Here is a 17,666-nt window from a genome sequence, read left to right as displayed (position 1 = left end):
TACTAAAAAGGATTCGAGAGGAGGAACAAGAATGGAACAGCATGTTTCAGTAATTTCTTTGCTCATTGTTGTCACCATGGCATTTTTAACACCCATTTTTCTACATCGCTTTAAAATGAATTTTATTCCTGTAGTTGTAGCTGAAATTATTGTGGGATTGATTATTGGAAAAAGCGGTTTTAATGTAGTTCATGAAGATATGTGGCTGTCTACGCTCTCTACACTCGGATTTATTTTCCTTATGTTTTTAAGTGGACTGGAAATTGATTTTACTGCTTTCACGGGAAGTAAAAAACGGGACCGGCTTCCAAACGGTAAAATGGAACCCAATACGTTTGTCGTGGCAACGGCTATTTTTGCTGGTATATTTATCTTTTCACTCGGCTTATCGTATGTGTTTGTAATGGCTGGTTTTATCGATAATGCCTTCTTAATGACCCTAATCATTTCAACTATTTCCTTAGGAGTTGTTGTACCAACCCTTAAAGAAGCACATCTCATGAAAACAGTCATTGGCCAAATCATTTTACTTGTAGCCGTCATTGCCGATCTAGTGACGATGATCTTACTGGCTATTTTTGTCTCCCTTTATGAAGCAGGGCACGGGAACACATGGCTACTTTTAATTTTATTTGCAGCAGGAGTCATTCTATATTTCGTAGGTAAAAGATTTAAAAACCGCTCCATCATTGAGAGCTTATCTACAGGGACCGTTCAGATCGGTACTAGAGCTGTGTTTACTCTTATTATCGTCTTAGTTGGATTATCGGAAACAGTTGGAGCCGAAAATATCCTTGGGGCATTTCTCGCTGGTGTACTTGTCTCGTTGTTATCGCCAAATCAGGAGTTGGTACATAAACTGGATTCCTTTGGCTATGGATTTTTGATTCCCATCTTTTTTGTTATGGTTGGTGTAAATCTTGATGTTTGGTCACTTTTTAGTGAGAAAAAGCTTTTGTTACTAATTCCCCTTCTTTTAATCGGACTCTTATTATCAAAGATTATTCCGGTCTATTTTTTAAAAATTTGGTATGATACAAAAACCGTTATTGCATCAGGGTTTTTACTTACATCGACCCTGTCGCTTGTCATCGCTGCATCAACAATTGGAGAAAGGATTGGAGTTATTACGGAGCAAATGAAAGGGACTTTGATCTTGGTTGCCGTGATTACGTCCATTTTTACGCCAATTCTATTTAAAAAGCTGTTTCCAAAAGAAGTGGCCGGGGGTAAAAAAGTCAGCGTATCTTTCCTTGGTGCGAACCAGGTTACTCTGCCTGTATCTCGGGAATTAAAATCTGGCCTTTATGACCCTGTACTCTATCATACGAAAATGGATAAATCAGACAAACAAATTGCTGATTCACTGTTTGAAATTGTAGAGCTTCCTGATTATTCAATGAAAACACTTGAAAACACGAAGGTATATCAATCAGAGATTGTTGTTATTTCGACAGGAGATGAGGAGCTGAACTCAACTCTTTCAATTGCAGCTAAAGAAAAGGGCGTTTCAAGGGTTATTGCGCGAATTGAAAGTCCTGATTTAGAGCAAAACTTAAGAGAGCATAATATTGAGGTATTCTCAGCTTTTATGTCATCAAAAGCTTTGCTACGGGCTATGATTGAGTCACCAACTTTAATTAACATTTTAACTAACCAAGAAGCGGGATTATATGAAATTGTTATGATGAATGCTCAGTTCGACGGCATGCTTCTCAGGAGGTTCCCATTTACCGGAGATATTATATTTGTCCGGATATTCAGAGGGAAAGATTCTATCGTTCCGCACGGCGACACTGAGCTACAGATGCATGATCGCTTAATTGTTACCGGGACAAAGGAATATGTGGATGAGTTAAAGAGAGAACTTGAATTCTGTGAGATATGTTAGCCTAAAAAATAAGTATACTTTTCATTTGTGACAATTTAGTGTAAACTTAGTACCAAGTACTAATAACTCGTAATTATTGTAGGAGGAATTTTCAATATGAATCTTTCATTAGCTGGAAAAACATATGTGGTAATGGGTGTTGCCAATAAACGCAGTATTGCATGGGGAATTGCCCGCTCCCTTCACAATGCAGGCGCAAGATTAATTTTTACGTATGCGGGAGAAAGATTAGAAAGCAGTGTTCGTGAATTAGCAAACTCTTTAGAAGCAGAAGGGACACTTGTACTTCCTTGTGACGTAACAAGAGATGAAGACGTGGCAAAATGTTTTGCTGAAATCAAGGAAGCGGTTGGCACTATTCAAGGTGTTGCCCACTGTATCGCTTTTGCTAACAAAGAAGAACTTCAAGGGGAATATATGAATACAACAAGAGAGGGCTTCTTACTTGCTCACAATATTAGTGCCTACTCATTAACCGCGGTTGCCAAAGAGGCAAGAGGATTAATGACAGACGGCGGTAGCATTGTAACCTTGACGTACCTTGGCGGCGAAAGAGCTATACCAAACTATAATGTAATGGGTGTAGCAAAAGCTTCATTGGATGCAAGTGTCCGTTATTTAGCCGCAGACCTTGGAAAAGAAAACATTCGTGTCAATTCTATTTCAGCTGGTCCAATTCGTACACTTTCCGCTAAGGGTGTAAGTGATTTTAACTCGATCTTAAAAGAAATCGAAGAAAAAGCACCATTACGCAGACCAACAACTCCTGAAGAAGTTGGAGATACAGCTCTATTCCTATTTAGTGACCTGGCTAGAGGAATTACTGGGGAAAACATTCACGTTGATTCTGGATTCCATATTTTATAAGATAAGAAGCCCGCTGCCAAAGCGGGCTTTTAATATGGGGATTTACCTATTTAGCATGAACGCGTGTAGGCTTTTCGCATACATATAAAGTGTAGAATTACGTGATAGGAGGTACTGTGCATGTCAACTAAGAAGAATCAAGGACCGCTTTTATATGTTAATCAGCCATTTTCGAGGATTCCTTCTAATACAAACATGCAAGAAATTTATATTAGTAAAGGGAAACAAGAGGACCTTGAGGAAGTGAAACCGGTTGAAACAGAAAGTAAGAAGAACATATCTCTTGCTAAAAAAGAAATCGTGCAAGAAGCCGAAACAAAAAAAGAAGCCACTCTTCCATCCTCAGACAACCTTCACCAGCAAGAACCGAAACCATCTTTTAAAAGGGTAAAGCCCTTTAAAGATTTGGATTTAAAAGAACGATTGGATTATTTAATTAATTTTCCTAAGGTATTACCTCCAGTGCCTTGTGTCTTTTATACCAACGAAGAAAATTATACCGGTTACTTAACTGCCAATGATGACTTTCAGATTACCATTCAATTTCATGACCAATCAACGATAGATATTCCTTTAGTGGAGTTAAAGGACATTATTATGATTGGTATAAAAAGATAATAAAAAAGCCAGCCGATAAACGACTGGCTAATATACATTTTCTAATTTTTAGTTACAAATACCTAGGTTAACGTCTGCGATACATTGTACTGCACAGAAGCAGCTTAAATCAACTGTAATACAGTCGTTGCTTGCACGGAAGCGTTCAACCTGGCAAACTTTTGTAAGGTCAATACAGCATTTATCTCCGCCAGAAACTAAGTTTACTGGACAGAAGTTTCCTCCATCACGTTTGCCTGGTACTAAAACACGAAGTGTTGCACAGCAGTTATCGAATACGTCTTCTACTCGGAAGTAGATGGACACACAAGCATTACTTTCGTTGCTAAAGAACGCATGGAATGGTGAACCGTCTGCTGTACTTAACACAAATACACGAGTATCAACTGGATCTCTCCTAGATGGTGATACCAACGTACCTAGTGGTTCAGTAAAGCAACTGGTACATTCTGCACACTCTTCTTCTACAGCGTTATCTTGAATGTCTTTAATGGCACGAACTACTTGGCAAACACAGTTTGCACTGTCATTGTCATGATGATTATTTCCACAACCCATTTATTTTTTCCTCCTTATTCGAGATATATCTTACACTACTAACATATTTAACAGAGCGGTTTTGGGTTACGGACAAAAGCCTGTTTTAGCTAAATTAGGCGGATAATGAGGAAATTTCACAGGGTTTTCGAGAAGGAAAGGGTGAATAACCATGCAAATAACGTTTCTCAGCTTTTTAGTCTTATCCTTGGCAAGCTTTCGGTTAACACGATTATTTGTATTTGATAAGATAACTGAATTTATTCGTCAACCTTTTTTTGATGAAGTAAGTGAGAAGAATGAGGACGGGGAGATAGAGGTTTATTATATTACGAAAAGAACAGGGATAAAGAAATTTATGGGTGAACTATTAAGTTGTTATTGGTGTACTGGCATTTGGGCAGCAGCGTTCATAACAGGCTTCAATTATCTTTTCCCTGTTATATCGGAACCCATTACTCTTATATTGGCGATAGCCGGGTTGGCTTCCATTATGGAACTATTTGTTCAGCAATTTATCAGAAATTAATTGTTTCGCTGAGACAAGACATAGTTGTCGTTCATATTCTATCTTAGTAGAAATTTTTTCGACAGAAGGAGAGAGATAGATGGATACGAATAAGAAAAATACTCAATCAACACAAACCACCCAAACCATTCAATCTTTTAAACCGTCCAATAAGATTAAGAAAAAAGGTTGCGGCTGTGGAAAGAAAACTTCAAAGTGATCGAAAAACTGCTAGTTAATCTGGCAGTTTTTTTTATTCAAAGGGTTATTAGTAAAAATAAAGATGATGTTGTCATAATTTTGGGCTTTGTCGAAAAAACTAATTATAAATAATGGAATAAGGAAAGGGAATCAAATGATCACTTTTTATCGATTTATATTATTCGCCTGTCTAATTTTACTTTCCGCTTGTAGTAATAATGAGCCGGTCAAGGATAGCCAGTTAGCTCTCATGAAAACAACTAATCCTAAACCGGTTATTATTTCTAATAAGAAGCATAGTGACCGAGTGGAAGAAATTAAAAAGGATGTTAGTTCTCTTCCTGAACTCTACGATGTAGCTGTAATTAAAGGTAAAAAGGATACGTTAGTCGTTTATAAAGTTAAGCATTTGCACCGCTTTCGAATGAAGAAAATTGAAAAAAATGTTAATGAAATGCTGGAGGAAAAATACCCAAAAGAAAGCTTTACAGTTTCAAGCGATTATAAGGTGTTTTTAGAAGCTGTGAGGCTAAAGGAACATATTAAATCATCTGATATCTCTGACCAAAAAGCTGAAAAACGCTTTAAGGAAATTGTAAAAATGACAGAAGATATGAAGTGAGAAGGGGAGAATACGATGCCTAGTAACAAACAAAGAAACACAACACTTCAGCAGAGAAACTATCAACAACTACAGCAAAAACATGAAATAAAGAGACCGGTCTTAAAGAATTGTATAAAAGCTTTTTTTGTAGGTGGGCTCATTTGTGTAATTGGTCAAGCTGTTAGTTATTTTTATATTTACTTTTTTAATTTTACTGAACAGAGCGTTGGAAACCCTACAGTCGCAACCATGGTCTTTTTTTCAATGCTATTAACTGGGTTTGGAGTCTACGATCGATTGGGTCAATTTGCAGGAGCAGGGAGTGCTGTGCCGGTGACTGGTTTTGGTAATGCAGTCATCTCGGCTGCCATTGAGCACCGGACAGAAGGGTTTGTTCTTGGCGTTGGTGGAAATATGTTTAAATTGGCTGGATCGGTCATTCTCTTCGGAGTTTTTTCCGCTTTTGTAGTTGCATTAATTAAAACGCTACTTGTGATGTGGGGGGTATTGTAATTGTTAAAAGGGCATCAATCATGGGTGTTCGCAAACCGCCCAATGATCACAGCAACTGGCGTAACGGGTGGACCATTTGAAGCAAATGGAAAATTGGCCAATGATTTTGATTTATTATATGAAGACTTATGGATGGGAAAAGAATCCTATGAAAAGGCCCATCGATTATTACTCGAAGAAGCAATTAAGGTTGCCTTGGATAAAGGAAAAGTTCAAAAAGAACAAATCCAATTTTTATTTGCAGGAGATTTGATCAATCAAATCACACCGACGAGTTTTGCGGCACGGACGATGCAGATTCCATACTTTGGTCTGTTTGGCGCTTGCTCGACTTCCATGGAAGGCTTAGCGCTGTCTTCTTTCGTGGTGAACTACCAGGGAGCTAAATACGTCCTTACAGGTGCATCAAGCCATAACGCAGCAGTAGAGAAACAGTTTCGGTATCCAACTGAATATGGTGGTCAAAAGCCGCCTACCGCGCAATGGACCATTACGGGTGCAGGAGTAGCACTTGTGCAGCCTAATGAACCTGATCGTTTCGAACCTGTGACAACTGCAGCAACCATCGGAAAAGTGATTGATATGGGCTTAACCGATCCATTTAACATGGGTGGGGCAATGGCGCCAGCTGCGGCAGATACCATCATGGCTCATTTTCGTGACTTAGAGTTGGACCCATCCTATTATGATTTAATTGTTACTGGCGACCTTGGAAGAATCGGACATGATACTGCCTTTGAATTATTAAACAAAAGCGGCCTTAAATTGGAGCGAAGACAATTCCAGGATTGTGGTTTATTAATTTACAAGGAAGACCAACCGGCGCAATCTGGGGGAAGCGGTGCAGGTTGCTCAGCAACCGTTTTATATGGTCACTTATTAAATCAAATGAAAAAAGGGCAATATAGAAGAATTTTAGTTGTTGCAACAGGGGCTTTGTTATCACCGTTAAGTTTCCAGCAGAATGAATCAATCCCGTGTATTGCACACGCTGTGGCGATAGAAATGAATGGAGAGATGGGGTGAGCCATTGTGTTAGCGATGTTTTTCTGGGCCTTTGTAGTGGGTGGAATAATCTGCGTCATCGGACAACTATTATTTGATGTAGCGAAACTGACTCCAGGCCATACTTTAAGCTTGCTCGTTGTTGCCGGTGCAGTTCTGGATGGTTTCGGATTGTATGAGCCATTGGTCGACTTCGCCGGGGCTGGGGCAACCATTCCCATTACCAGCTTTGGGAATGCCCTTGTCCATGGAGCCTTACAGGATGCCAAGGCACATGGAATTATTGGGGTATTAACGGGGATGTTCCAGGTGACAAGTTCTGGAATTTCGGCGGCCATTATATTTGGATTTATCGGCGCACTTATTTTTAAACCAAAAGGGTAAATAACCCAATTTGATTCGAATTTCTTGTTTAGTCTGTCATGCCTATACACTTTTTTATGTACTTTCATATGTTATTAGTGAGATTACAAAAGTGAGGTGACAGTCTATGTGGTGTGGATATGGAGGAGGCTACGGCTACGGATATGGTGGCGGTTCAACTTTTGTTTTAATCGTCGTATTATTCATCCTTTTAATCATTGTTGGTGCAAGCTTCTATTAAGAAATATTGAGCTTGAACTGAAGGAAGGGGTTGGCCCAATCAAATGGCCGACCCTTTCTTAACCTATGTTTATTATAGCTTTTCCCATTTTATTCACCATTTTATCACTCCTTCATACAATAAAGTAGTTTATGAAGGAGTGTGAATTTTCGATGGATAACGGTTTCTTTAAAAATATAGAAAACAAAACAGGCGTAAATATGAAGGATATTTTCGACCTTGCTAATTCCTTGCAAAATGCTAATTTTAAAGATGAAAAAACTGTACGTCATGTGATTCAAAGAGTATCCAAAATTGCCAATAAACCGGTAAGTAAGGACATGGAAGATCAAATTGTCAAATCAATTGTGAATGATGGTAAGCAGCTTGACTTCAATACAATCACCAAAATGATGAATAAAAAATAAAAAGAGAAGAGAGGCTGACTTACATCCAAAAGGTCAGCCTCTCTTCTTTTTGTTAAGCGGTGTTAAAAATCGTGATTGGTACGCTTTTTTACTCCTTCTATGCTGGGGGACGGAAATAAATAGCTGTTGCTGTGCGCGGGTCATGGCAACATAAAATAATCTTCGTTCTTCCTCCAAAGCAGAGAAATCACCATTTCTATATGTTTCAAGTGCATAATCATGCGGGAGACTGCCATCGACAGCCCCAAGCATATAGACAGTTTGATACTCCAGCCCTTTGGCACGGTGAATCGTGCTCAGACTAATGGCATCGGTAAAATGTTTACCTAAGTTTTTAATTTCCTTATTCATGGCCGACATGTGCTCCGCATGGACTAATAATGCTTCAATGGTATCGAAGCTTCTTGCAGCCACCTTCAGGTCCTTCAGGTCATCTGAACCCTTTTCCAGCTTACTCGATTCATTTCCACGTTTTTTAAGAAAATCTAGAAAACCAATGTCCTTTTCAATCTGTTCAAGTGCCTTAATTGGAGACAAGTGTTTTAATCCACGAATGAGTGTCACTGCTTTTTTTAATTTTTTCTCTTGAAAAGCATGTGCCGTTTTCAAGTGTGAAAGAGACTCAAGAAAACTACAGTCTTTTAAGATGCTTTGTGCTTTTATTTCTTTAAGTACAGACTGTTTTAAAAACAGAAAAGGTAAGATGTCAGCAATTGCTTGGGGATCATCTTCATTTAAACTCACTCTTAGAAAGGAAAGGGTGCTTCTTACTATATAGCGGTCGTAAAAAGAGTCTGCGTCCAAATCAATTTTAAACGGAAGGTTTGAGTTCGCTAAGCGCTCAAACACGGCTCTAGAGCCAGCATTGGTTCGATAAAGAATGGCAAAGTCAGAAGGGTTCGCTCCTGCAGCAATTTTCTCTTGAATGTCTGTAACAATCATGGTTGCTTCTTCTTCTTCATCATAGGGGAAAAATAACTTTGGAAGTATTCCCGCTGAGAATTGAGCCTTCATTTTCTTGGTTCTTCTTAATTTATTGGCAGAGATCATTTGATTGGCTGCCGAAACAATCTCATGAGAGGAACGATAATTTTGGTCTAGCGTGACCAATTTTGCATATGGAAAGTCTTTCTCAAACTCAAGTAAATAGCTAGGGTCACTGCCTCTGAAGCTATAAATCGCCTGGTCATCATCACCGACTGCGCAGACGTTCTTGTTTTTTCCTGATAAAAGCTTAACCAGCTCGTATTGCACCTTATTAATATCCTGAAACTCATCGATTAAGAAATAGTGAAAACGATCTTGATATTGTTGAAGAAGTGCTGGAGATGTTTTGAGAAGCTGATAACAGCCAATCAGCATGTCATCAAAGTCAAATAAACCTTCTCTTTGTTTGAACTCTTCATATTTTGTATATAAAAAGACAACTTTCTCTTCCCACTCTGTTGAAGGTTTAACTTCATTAGGCAGGAGAAGGGAGTTTTTCCAAAATCCAATTTGCTGAAGAGCCAAATCATAGGCAAATTCTTTCTCCGATAAATCCAGCTCTTTACCCGCTTCCTTCAGGATTTTGTCCCGCTGCCATTCTTTTTTTAATAGTTTATGAGCCGACCAATTCACTGAATCGTGATACATAAGTATACGGTAAAAGATGCTGTGAAAGGTTCCCGTAACCAGTAAGTTAATTTTTTCTCGGTTTATTTTGGGATACGAGAGCAAACGATGCTTCATTTCCGCAGCTGCTTTTGATGTAAAGGTAACAAGCATAATCGATCGGGGATCTGTTTGTTTTACTTCCATCATATAGGCTGTCCTGGCAGTTAACACCCGAGTTTTCCCACTACCGGCACCAGCTAAGACTAGTAAAGAGCCTTCCGTTTCCATAACAGCCGCCGCCTGGTTATCATCAAGGACTACTCCTTGTCCTTCGAGTTGCTGAAGGTATGACGGGCGCTCATTATTTGGTTTGGCCTCTGCTGCTATAAATGGAATTTGATACTCTATATGTTTTGCAGACTTGAACAGTTCAACATCTTTGGGGGTCTCTGTAATGGTTCTGCCTTGCGGTATTTTAAAGCCGTTCCGTTCAATATAGTTTTGTGTGTCATCTATTTGAGTTATTGGAGAACTTGGTTCCAAACAATCTTTTTTAGGAGCATGTGCATGGAAAAAATGTGGATGATCTTGAATCCCTAAAAACAGTTGCACCTTTTCCTTGCAAGCAGGACAAAGAAGTTCACCATTTTTACCAGCAAGGAATATCTTTTGATATTGTTCCCTGGCTAGTTGTTCAAGTTCTATGGTTTGATTTTGGTAGATAGCAGTTTTCATATAGTAAAACCTCAATTTCAATAAATACGACTGTTCTATCATAACAAAACCTGATAGGGACGGAAAGTGTTTCATTTATTAACCATTCATAAAGAAAAGCGGAAGCGCCTTGGTCAGCCCCGACAGGCAAATGTTCTTCGGCAAGAAAAGTCCGCATTTTGACTTTTATTGCCGAAGGTTATTTGACCCGAGGGGCTAGGCGCTGGAGCTGGACAATTCTCGAAGTCGAATTTTCTTATTATGTACAAAAACCACTTGCCGTTTTTCTCTGGCAAGTGGTTCGTATGTTACATTTCTTTCATCATGGTTTTATGAGGAATACCTGCATCGAGGAATTCTTCAGAGACAATCTCGTATCCTAGACGAGCATAAAAGGGGATGGCTTGTGTTTGGGCATTAAGTTTTAACTTATGAAGCCCTTGTTCAAGAGCATGCTCCTCAATGCCATTCATGATGGCATTTCCAGCACCCGTCTTTCTTGCTTCCTTTAATACACAAATTCGTTCTACTTTTCCATATCCATCAACCACACGGAATCGGCCTGCTCCGATTGGAAAATCATCGTTATATAAAACAAAATGAACAGCTTCATCTTCGAATTGATCAATTTCCTCTTCAAGAGGAACGTTTTGTTCTTCCACAAAAACAGTTTTTCGAATGGAAAATGCATCTTCCAGTTCTTTTTGATTTTCAACTACTTTAAGCTTCACTTTTCCTATTCCTTTCCAAGACGAAATGTTTCATAAACGGTCCAAGAACCATTTTCTAATTGATAGAGAAGGTGGAATCGGTCAATGGTTTCTTCGTGATTAATTTTTGTCATTCGGAGTGAACCAAAGACATCGGAGTGTTCGTCATTAGAGAGTTTTTGACCAATCGTAATATGTGGGACAAAGGCATACTCCAATGGTGAATCGCTAAAAGTTTGATTGATTTCGGAATGCAGATTTGTAAGTTCATCTGTCGGATCAACTTTAAAATAAATCACGTTATTTACAGGTTGAAAAGAGCTAATCTTTGAAGTTTTTAAAGAAAATGGATGGGTATTTTGAGCGATTTGCTGTAACTTATTCGCTACATCCAATGCATTCTCTTCAGTTGCTTCAAAGGCATTTTTTAATGTTAAGTGTGGAGGAATAAGTGAATAGTGTGGATCATAACGTTTACGGTAAGAATTCACTAAATCTTGAAGCTTTTTTGATGGAAAAATGACAACTCCAAATTTCATACGTATATACCTCCGTTTTTAAAAAATTATTTTAATAGAAAAATAATACTCATAACAGCCTTCTTACTATTATAGCAAATTTTCTAACTATATTAAATAATAGAAAATACTCAAACTTTTGTTAATATGTGTTAGAAAAACATGTTCAGTGCCCGTCTTAAATCTGGCTGCCAATAGGTCCATGTATGATCACCATTAAATTCTTCATAAAAGTATGTAAAGGGTTTATCTGAAATGATCTTTGATAGTTCCCTATTAGGGCGTAAAAAGTTCTTCACTTGTCCATCTGTCGTTGGTACTTCAGTTTCTTGGGTTCCGATTACATGATAAATCTCTAATAGCTGAGTATCTGTAAAATCTTCCACTAATTCTAAGATCTTTTGATTCACATAGGGTGATTGCAAAAGCACCTTTCCAAATGTGTGTGGGTATTGTATCGCTGTCATTAATGAGACGGTGGCCCCTAGAGAATCACCAATAAGTGCTCGGGTCGTACCCATTTGATAGGTTGGAAACTCCGTATCAAGAAATGGCACTAATTCATGTGCTAGGAAGCGAATGTATTGCTCGTTTTGATCACCATTTGGATGATACTTTCTGCGGCGATCGGCAACATCTTTATAGGGTACCCCAACAATAATTAAATTTTCAATTTCTCTGTTATAAAGAAACTCATCTGCTAATCGGCCAATTCTGCCGAGTTGAAAATAATCCCGGCCATCCTGGGCAATCAGCAGAGAGTATTTATAGAGTGGTGAGAAGTTTGCTGGCAGGTAAACGAGAAGTAGTATTTCCTCTCCCAGTTCTTTGCTATGAAAGGTAAGTTCTTTAATCATGCCTTTTGGAAATTCCATGTGATAAAACCCCCATATTCAGTAGATACATTAGAATTTTACCATAACTCGACTGGAAATGCTTTCACAACGGGGAATAAAGGGATTGGTTAGCTGCTGTTAAGAGGTAAAGAGGAATTAATGAAGATATCGATTTTTCGATTGTGATTCGGGCATTAGGGATAAGATGTTTTCACGTTTAAAAGTGCGCATCTGTTTCCGAAGCAAACAGTACCCGCGGATATAGTCATCATTAATTTCCTTCACAATCAGTTTCCGTTGTGAAATTTCTTGGTTGTCAGCAAGATAAATCATTTCCAAGGGCATGTTTTCTTCAATTGAACGAATAAATAGCCCATCCATGTAAATCTCTCCTTTCTTTTATAATATCATTATAACCGAACATTAGTTCTTTATTCAACAAAAACAAGAACTAATGTTCTTATCTTTGACGTTGTATATTGGAAATTAATTATTGACTTTTGCTAGAATATTACTATAATTAGAAATGTAGCTTAATAAGCGATCTGTTAGCTCAGTTGGGAGAGCGCAACCTTGACAGGGTTGAGGTCGGGGGTTCGAACCCCTCACAGGTCATACATAAAAAAGCCTTGGTAACCATAGTGTTATCAAGGCTTTTTATAAATTACATGAAATTTAGCATGAAATAAATCAGATGAATGATCCTAGAAGATCACTCAACGATTCCCGTTTGCTTAATTTCAACTTTAGCATGAACAAGTACTTTTACTTGAGGGTAAATTAAATTCCATGATTTCTCATTAAATTTTCGATAATGTTCTTTATATTTTGCTCCAAGACCTATCGGGTCCACTTGATGGTCCTTAAATCGAGAAACCATTTTCAAGGTACTCTTTTCTAAAATTTGTTCCACTCCCTTTTGAATTTTTTGTTTATTAATAGGCACCCTTTGTTTTTTTGGAGAAGAAAACTCTTGAAGTCTAGTCTTCATTTTTAAGTGGATCGTAAATACCGGTCTACCATTTACAATTTTCACTTTGTATTTTGCATTTGAATGAAGAATATCTAAAACGACCTTCTCGCCATTACTTAAAATAAATTGGTGTAGTCCATGCTTGTATGTATCAACCATTCCTTTAAATATGAACTGATCGTCCAATGATAAAGATGTGACAAATCGATCATCTTTAAAAATGGCCAATCCATTGATTTTGACCGAGTCTTTTTCCTTCTTTATTAATGGCAAATAGGGATCCTGTCCAACCTGAGAAAATTGAAATAGAAAGCTCTGTAAATTAGTTCGAGGAAGTTGGCCGGACACCATGTTTTGGTCAAGTAATTCTTGTATAAATATGGAAATGTTCTCTGTTTTAAATTTCTCTGTCATTAATAAATCAGATGAATCACCTTCTACAATGGCCATTTGAACAAGGCTTCCAATGGAGGGATCACGGTTTAGGGTGTCTACAAAATCGTTAATTCCTTTTTTAGATAAAGATTTCCCGTATAGAGCTAAACGAAGCTGCCCGCTTACTAACGGATATCTAGTTTCGTTATTTATGAGGGCACGAATCTCTTTGCTCGATTGCCCAATACCAGCTTTGATTTCAGTAGAGGAAGACTTGTCCTTTTTAAAGATAGGAAATACAATGGTCTCTTTTATTTTGTTACCCGAAGCCAAATCATACCCCACGCCCTGTGCCATATTTATTTCATTGACAATGGTAGGCGGGATAAGGGTACAACCAGTTAAAAATAGCGGTAGAAACCATCCAAGTACAAAGCGCTTAGCCATTTTTATGACTCCTTTTTAACAAGGTAAGGACAAGAAGTAGAATAGGGATATACGCATAAAATAACCATAGATTCATTTGCGTAATAAATTGATCAAACAGTTCTTTATATGATTCTTTAATGAATTGGCATAGTAGGACACTAGCAAAGCTAAGGACCATTAAAATATATTTTTGCTTTTTATTAAAAATTCTCTTAAGACCCCTGCTACAACACCAAAGTAAGAGTGCGAGTAAGGCAGTAACGATGATTAAATACATAGAAATATAAATGTACTCAAATCGTTCCAAGTAAGAAAACTTCATGATTTTAGTTAAAGAAAGCTCTGGCCAAATGGTTGATGCTAATTGTTTTTCACTATAAAAGGAAAACGAAACAATAGCTGAAAAAGTATAGAGCAGGGTAGTAAATAAGGCCCCCAGATGAGCATATTTTCTGGATGAGTGTCCATTTCTGATAAAAGGATAAAACATGAGCAACGTTTCCGTTCCCGCTAAGGTATACATGGAGCTTTTGACAGAATCCAATATATCCATAAAGGAATGATTCATAATCGGCAATAGATTAGAAAAATGAGCCATTTTTATAGGAAAAACATAAAGAATAATGAGATAGATTTGAGGATAAAGAAACGATAAAAATGAGATTCCAACGACGACTCGGAATCCCCCGGACACACAATAATAAACGAGTACCAAAATAATGACCGAAAGAATCCATGCGGACAAATTGGGAAACATCCAGACCTGAATGATTTCAATGTAGCCCAGTAAAACAGATACACTAGCTAACCAGTAATACAGCATGATAATCATGCTGAAACCTTTGCCAATGATTTTACCAAACACCATAGAATGAACATCCACGATATCTCCATCCGCTTTTGCTAAAAGCTTATACATCATCCAAATAAACAATTGAACAAAGCATCCAGCCAGTAAAACCCCGAACCAGGCATCAAACCCTGCCTTTTTAGCAATGATTCTTTGAAAACTTAAAATTCCCACACCAACTTGTGAACTATAGATCGTAAAAAAGACTAAATAGGGAGAAATTTGATGCCTTTTATCAATTTGCATAAAAAATATCTCCCTTCTTTATTCATAGAAATCATTCAGGGGCTCTGTTTTTTTTCCCGTTCCAGTAGACTTTCGCTTTTTTTGCGGCCTTAGGGATTGCGGATTTTCTTTTTGCATGGAAAAAGGAAGTCTAAACCATAGATCTTGGAAGGCCGTTTTCCTTAATGGATACATACTTACATATGGACGCCCAAGTGAGGTTAATCTGAGCGTATGTAAAACCGTAAATAATACTCCAACAAACACCCCAAATAATCCTAAAAATTGTGCAAGAAAAATGACAGGGAATTTAAAAAAACGAATGGTGTTGCTAAATTTATAGACAGGTGCAATATAGGATGCTAAGGTTCCAAGTCCTACTAAGATAAGCAACACATTGCTGGTTAATCCTGCTTCAACCACGGCTTGACCGATGACAATTCCACCAACGACACCAAGTGATTGTCCGATTTTCGTAGGTAAACGAATACCAGCTTCTTTCACCATTTCTATCATAATTTCTAAAAATAGTGCCTCTAAAAAAGGAGAGAATGGAACAGATACCCTTGAACCTACCAAATTTTCTAATAATTTTGAAGGGATCAATTCATAATGATAGGTCAGAGTCGCGACATATAAGGGACTGACAAGACCTGATATGAAAATAGAAAAAAATCGTAATAAGCGAAAAAAATTAGAAATAATCCAAGAAAAACTATAATCCTCCATGGCAATTAAAGATTCAATTAAAGTAACAGGTGCGATGACAAGATTCGGTGAACCGTCAGCCGCGATAATAATTTTCCCTTCAGGGAGTCCAGCGGCTACCCGATCTACTCTCTCAGTTGAGATGGATTGAGGAAACAAGGAGTGAGAATTATCCTCTATCATAGACGCAATATATGAACTGTCTAAAATTTGGTCATATTGAATATCCTCAATTCGTTGGATCACCGTGATTACGTTTTCTGGGTCAGCAATCCCATCCATATAAATGACCGCAACTCTAGTTCTCGACAGTTTCCCGACCGTCATTTCTTTTACAAGTAGTTCAGCAGCTGGTAATCTCTTTCGGATCAGATTGATGTTCGTGTCTAATTCTTCAATAAAACCAACTTGTGGTCCTAATGCCGAAGATTCCATGGTCGGAATGCCGACATCGCGAAACTTACTATTAGCAATATTGATTAATAAACATTCTTCATCCAATCGATGCCTTTGAATAGCCAAATATCCTTGCAATATGTTTTGAATGATTTTATGTGTATCGCTTGTAAAAATAATTTCTTGAACAGGGATTTTGCTTTTTAATTCTTCGAGTGAAAGCTTTTCCTGCAAATAAGGCAGAACTTCTTTATGTAAAATATCTGATGAAATTAGGGTACGATAATATGAAAGCCAAAAAGGCTCATCCTCTTTTAAGGAAGTATGCTCATGAACGAAATCATTCGATTGGGATAATCGTTTAATCCAATTTTGATCGTTTTTTCTCTGGGAGCACGCGCCATTGTCACTATCGTCATTTTTAAACTTCATCTAAATCCCTCTAATATGTTTTTACTAATTATGTGTAAGATAGGGGATTTTATTCAAATCTATAGAAAGCCCAAATTAGAGGAATATTACAAAAAAACTCCCTTCATTTTTTTGAAGGGAGTTTTCTTTAACAATAATCATTAAGATGAATACGTCAGCATTCGGGAATGGAAATTAAAATGCTCTAAAAATTTTTTTGTGTTAATTGAAAAATGATTATTCTCCGAGCGTACCCAGCCTACACCTATCTTTTCCTGTTCGTAATTGATGATTTCGATAGGAACGATTTCACCGCTTAATACATAAGGATCATTTTTGTTTGAAAAATCTGGCCCGAAGCTAATTCCTAACCCCTCTAAAATCGCTTTTTTTATTACTTCTGTATTATCCGTGGTAAATAAAATATTCATGGGTCCGAAATTACTAATCAAATTATTGGCAAAGCGTTTCACATAATCACCATTATATAAAATAACATTTTGAGTCATTAATTGTTCTGGTGTTATAAATTTTTGTGACGCTAAAGGAGAGGATTTGCTGGCGTACACCTTCATTTTTCCTTCAAGTATTACTTCAAAGATTAAATCTTCTCTTTTTTTTATTAAATCTTCGTAAACCGTGATTAGGCCAATATCAATCTGTTTATTTTGGACATTTTCTATAATATGCTGGACAGCTTTTTCTGAAATTTCTATATTCACATTTGGATAGGCGTTTTTAAAAGAAGATAAAGGTTTTAATAGGAACAGCATAAAGCCAGGTATAGCTGATAATTTTAAATTTCCAGAAAATACAGTGTTATAGGCTTGAGCTTCATCTTTAAATTCTTGAAGTTTTGTTAATACCTCATATGCCTTTTTAACTAAAGTTTTCCCTTCTTCTGTTGGAACGGCGCCAAGTCGTCTGTGGCGTTTAAATATTTTAACGCCCAACTCCTCTTCCAATCTAGAAATGGATTGACTAATTCCCGATTGAGAAACATGCAGGTTTTCTGCTGCTATAGAAATAGATCCTGTTTCGGCAACCTTTACAATGTATTCCAATTGTTCAATATGCATAGTTTTCTCCTTTAAATATAGAAGTCTAGCTTCTATATACTTAATTAACAGTTGATTTATTTCAGTGTAAATTATATATATAATAAATTCA

Annotated in this window: 20 protein-coding genes and 1 tRNA gene; 11 read left to right on the top strand and 10 right to left on the bottom strand. The window is 37.4% G+C overall.

Annotation, left to right across the window (positions count from 1 at the left end; all coding sequences use genetic code 11):
* The first annotated feature begins 31 nt into the window (after positions 1-31).
* The 3 genes from QFZ87_RS20830 to QFZ87_RS20820 all read left to right on the top strand — a co-directional run bounded on the left by QFZ87_RS20830 (position 32) and on the right by QFZ87_RS20820 (position 3,376).
* Positions 32-1,891: a monovalent cation:proton antiporter family protein gene (locus QFZ87_RS20830; protein WP_309865794.1), complete on the top strand. Its 1,860-nt coding sequence runs from the start codon at positions 32-34 to the stop codon at positions 1,889-1,891.
* A 96-nt stretch (positions 1,892-1,987) separates the two neighbouring features.
* A complete protein-coding gene (gene fabI, locus QFZ87_RS20825; RefSeq protein WP_309865791.1) occupies positions 1,988-2,758 on the top strand; it encodes an enoyl-ACP reductase FabI in 771 nt (256 codons plus the stop codon).
* Between the two features lie 120 nt (positions 2,759-2,878).
* Positions 2,879-3,376: a CotO family spore coat protein gene (locus tag QFZ87_RS20820; protein ID WP_309865788.1), complete on the top strand. Its 498-nt coding sequence runs from the start codon at positions 2,879-2,881 to the stop codon at positions 3,374-3,376.
* A gap of 48 nt (positions 3,377-3,424) precedes the next feature.
* On the opposite strand, the gene QFZ87_RS20815 is transcribed toward QFZ87_RS20820, so the two are convergent.
* On the bottom strand, positions 3,425-3,934 hold the full coding sequence (locus QFZ87_RS20815) for a CotY/CotZ family spore coat protein (RefSeq protein WP_309865786.1): 510 nt from the start codon (positions 3,932-3,934) through the stop codon (positions 3,425-3,427).
* A 151-nt stretch (positions 3,935-4,085) separates the two neighbouring features.
* On the opposite strand from QFZ87_RS20815, the gene QFZ87_RS20810 reads away from it, so the two are divergent.
* The 7 genes from QFZ87_RS20810 (at position 4,086) to spoVIF (ending at position 7,755) form a co-directional block, all read left to right on the top strand.
* Positions 4,086-4,442 (top strand): DUF1360 domain-containing protein, encoded by a 357-nt coding sequence (locus QFZ87_RS20810; protein WP_309865783.1) that lies wholly within the window; start codon positions 4,086-4,088, stop codon positions 4,440-4,442.
* Positions 4,443-4,872: 430 nt separating this feature from the next.
* Positions 4,873-5,244: a YhcN/YlaJ family sporulation lipoprotein gene (locus QFZ87_RS20805; RefSeq protein ID WP_309865781.1), complete on the top strand. Its 372-nt coding sequence runs from the start codon at positions 4,873-4,875 to the stop codon at positions 5,242-5,244.
* Between the two features lie 15 nt (positions 5,245-5,259).
* The gene (gene spoVAC / locus QFZ87_RS20800) at positions 5,260-5,739 is read left to right on the top strand and encodes a stage V sporulation protein AC (protein ID WP_309865778.1); all 480 of its coding nucleotides are present in this window, start codon (positions 5,260-5,262) and stop codon (positions 5,737-5,739) included.
* Positions 5,740-6,765 (top strand): stage V sporulation protein AD, encoded by a 1,026-nt coding sequence (spoVAD, locus tag QFZ87_RS20795; protein WP_308080508.1) that lies wholly within the window; start codon positions 5,740-5,742, stop codon positions 6,763-6,765. It abuts the gene before it with no gap.
* A 6-nt stretch (positions 6,766-6,771) separates the two neighbouring features.
* On the top strand, positions 6,772-7,128 hold the full coding sequence (spoVAE, locus tag QFZ87_RS20790) for a stage V sporulation protein AE (protein WP_308080507.1): 357 nt from the start codon (positions 6,772-6,774) through the stop codon (positions 7,126-7,128).
* A gap of 106 nt (positions 7,129-7,234) precedes the next feature.
* Positions 7,235-7,348, top strand: coding sequence for a YjcZ family sporulation protein (locus QFZ87_RS20785; RefSeq protein ID WP_307289411.1), 114 nt, complete (start codon positions 7,235-7,237; stop codon positions 7,346-7,348).
* A 152-nt stretch (positions 7,349-7,500) separates the two neighbouring features.
* Positions 7,501-7,755 carry a sporulation-specific transcription regulator SpoVIF gene (gene spoVIF, locus QFZ87_RS20780; RefSeq protein ID WP_309865771.1) on the top strand — a complete coding sequence of 85 codons (255 nt, stop codon included), beginning with the start codon at positions 7,501-7,503 and terminating at the stop codon, positions 7,753-7,755.
* Between the two features lie 33 nt (positions 7,756-7,788).
* On the opposite strand, the gene QFZ87_RS20775 is transcribed toward spoVIF, so the two are convergent.
* The 5 genes from QFZ87_RS20775 to QFZ87_RS20755 form a co-directional block, all read right to left on the bottom strand.
* Positions 7,789-10,086: a UvrD-helicase domain-containing protein gene (locus QFZ87_RS20775; RefSeq protein WP_309865768.1), complete on the bottom strand. Its 2,298-nt coding sequence runs from the start codon at positions 10,084-10,086 to the stop codon at positions 7,789-7,791.
* A 287-nt stretch (positions 10,087-10,373) separates the two neighbouring features.
* A complete protein-coding gene (locus QFZ87_RS20770) occupies positions 10,374-10,796 on the bottom strand; it encodes a GNAT family N-acetyltransferase (protein ID WP_309865766.1) in 423 nt (140 codons plus the stop codon).
* Positions 10,797-10,801: 5 nt separating this feature from the next.
* Positions 10,802-11,314, bottom strand: a complete 513-nt coding sequence (locus QFZ87_RS20765) for a YjcG family protein (RefSeq protein WP_309865763.1) — start codon at positions 11,312-11,314, stop codon at positions 10,802-10,804.
* Between the two features lie 131 nt (positions 11,315-11,445).
* A complete protein-coding gene (locus tag QFZ87_RS20760) occupies positions 11,446-12,168 on the bottom strand; it encodes an alpha/beta hydrolase (RefSeq protein WP_309865761.1) in 723 nt (240 codons plus the stop codon).
* A 117-nt stretch (positions 12,169-12,285) separates the two neighbouring features.
* Positions 12,286-12,510: a hypothetical protein gene (locus QFZ87_RS20755; RefSeq protein ID WP_309865759.1), complete on the bottom strand. Its 225-nt coding sequence runs from the start codon at positions 12,508-12,510 to the stop codon at positions 12,286-12,288.
* Between the two features lie 161 nt (positions 12,511-12,671).
* Between QFZ87_RS20755 and QFZ87_RS20750 the strand changes: the two genes are divergently transcribed.
* Positions 12,672-12,744, top strand: a tRNA-Val gene (locus QFZ87_RS20750).
* A gap of 97 nt (positions 12,745-12,841) precedes the next feature.
* On the opposite strand, the gene QFZ87_RS20745 is transcribed toward QFZ87_RS20750, so the two are convergent.
* From QFZ87_RS20745 to QFZ87_RS20730, 4 genes are all read right to left on the bottom strand, one after another.
* A complete protein-coding gene (locus QFZ87_RS20745) occupies positions 12,842-13,924 on the bottom strand; it encodes a Ger(x)C family spore germination protein (RefSeq protein WP_309865756.1) in 1,083 nt (360 codons plus the stop codon).
* Positions 13,917-15,002 (bottom strand): GerAB/ArcD/ProY family transporter, encoded by a 1,086-nt coding sequence (locus tag QFZ87_RS20740; protein ID WP_309865752.1) that lies wholly within the window; start codon positions 15,000-15,002, stop codon positions 13,917-13,919. The genes QFZ87_RS20745 and QFZ87_RS20740 overlap by 8 nt, the downstream gene beginning before the upstream one ends.
* 18 nt (positions 15,003-15,020) lie before the next feature.
* The gene (locus QFZ87_RS20735) at positions 15,021-16,517 is read right to left on the bottom strand and encodes a spore germination protein (protein WP_309865748.1); all 1,497 of its coding nucleotides are present in this window, start codon (positions 16,515-16,517) and stop codon (positions 15,021-15,023) included.
* A gap of 140 nt (positions 16,518-16,657) precedes the next feature.
* Complete coding sequence (locus QFZ87_RS20730; protein WP_309865745.1) at positions 16,658-17,575, bottom strand: LysR family transcriptional regulator; 918 nt, start codon at positions 17,573-17,575, stop codon at positions 16,658-16,660.
* Positions 17,576-17,666: the final 91 nt, after the last annotated feature.

It is taken from the genome of Bacillus sp. SLBN-46 (assembly GCF_031453555.1).
Lineage (GTDB): Bacteria > Bacillota > Bacilli > Bacillales > Cytobacillaceae > Neobacillus.
Note: the sequence above shows the minus strand (reverse complement) of the source record. Positions and strands in the feature narration are given on the sequence as shown.

Bases quoted from the DNA above. Each gene is read 5' to 3' on its own strand.
- QFZ87_RS20740 (WP_309865752.1), bottom strand. From the start codon at position 15,002: ATGCAAATTGATAAAAGGCATCAAATTTCTCCCTATTTAGTCTTTTTT.
- QFZ87_RS20775 (WP_309865768.1), bottom strand. From the start codon at position 10,086: ATGAAAACTGCTATCTACCAAAATCAAACCATAGAACTTGAACAACTA.
- QFZ87_RS20730 (WP_309865745.1), bottom strand. From the start codon at position 17,575: ATGCATATTGAACAATTGGAATACATTGTAAAGGTTGCCGAAACAGGA.
- QFZ87_RS20735 (WP_309865748.1), bottom strand. From the start codon at position 16,517: ATGAAGTTTAAAAATGACGATAGTGACAATGGCGCGTGCTCCCAGAGA.
- spoVAC (WP_309865778.1), top strand. From the start codon at position 5,260: ATGCCTAGTAACAAACAAAGAAACACAACACTTCAGCAGAGAAACTAT.
- QFZ87_RS20760 (WP_309865761.1), bottom strand. From the start codon at position 12,168: ATGGAATTTCCAAAAGGCATGATTAAAGAACTTACCTTTCATAGCAAA.
- QFZ87_RS20805 (WP_309865781.1), top strand. From the start codon at position 4,873: ATGAAAACAACTAATCCTAAACCGGTTATTATTTCTAATAAGAAGCAT.
- spoVIF (WP_309865771.1), top strand. From the start codon at position 7,501: ATGGATAACGGTTTCTTTAAAAATATAGAAAACAAAACAGGCGTAAAT.
- QFZ87_RS20765 (WP_309865763.1), bottom strand. From the start codon at position 11,314: ATGAAATTTGGAGTTGTCATTTTTCCATCAAAAAAGCTTCAAGATTTA.
- QFZ87_RS20830 (WP_309865794.1), top strand. From the start codon at position 32: ATGGAACAGCATGTTTCAGTAATTTCTTTGCTCATTGTTGTCACCATG.
- QFZ87_RS20815 (WP_309865786.1), bottom strand. From the start codon at position 3,934: ATGGGTTGTGGAAATAATCATCATGACAATGACAGTGCAAACTGTGTT.
- QFZ87_RS20820 (WP_309865788.1), top strand. From the start codon at position 2,879: ATGTCAACTAAGAAGAATCAAGGACCGCTTTTATATGTTAATCAGCCA.
- fabI (WP_309865791.1), top strand. From the start codon at position 1,988: ATGAATCTTTCATTAGCTGGAAAAACATATGTGGTAATGGGTGTTGCC.
- QFZ87_RS20745 (WP_309865756.1), bottom strand. From the start codon at position 13,924: ATGGCTAAGCGCTTTGTACTTGGATGGTTTCTACCGCTATTTTTAACT.
- QFZ87_RS20810 (WP_309865783.1), top strand. From the start codon at position 4,086: ATGCAAATAACGTTTCTCAGCTTTTTAGTCTTATCCTTGGCAAGCTTT.
- QFZ87_RS20755 (WP_309865759.1), bottom strand. From the start codon at position 12,510: ATGGATGGGCTATTTATTCGTTCAATTGAAGAAAACATGCCCTTGGAA.
- QFZ87_RS20785 (WP_307289411.1), top strand. From the start codon at position 7,235: ATGTGGTGTGGATATGGAGGAGGCTACGGCTACGGATATGGTGGCGGT.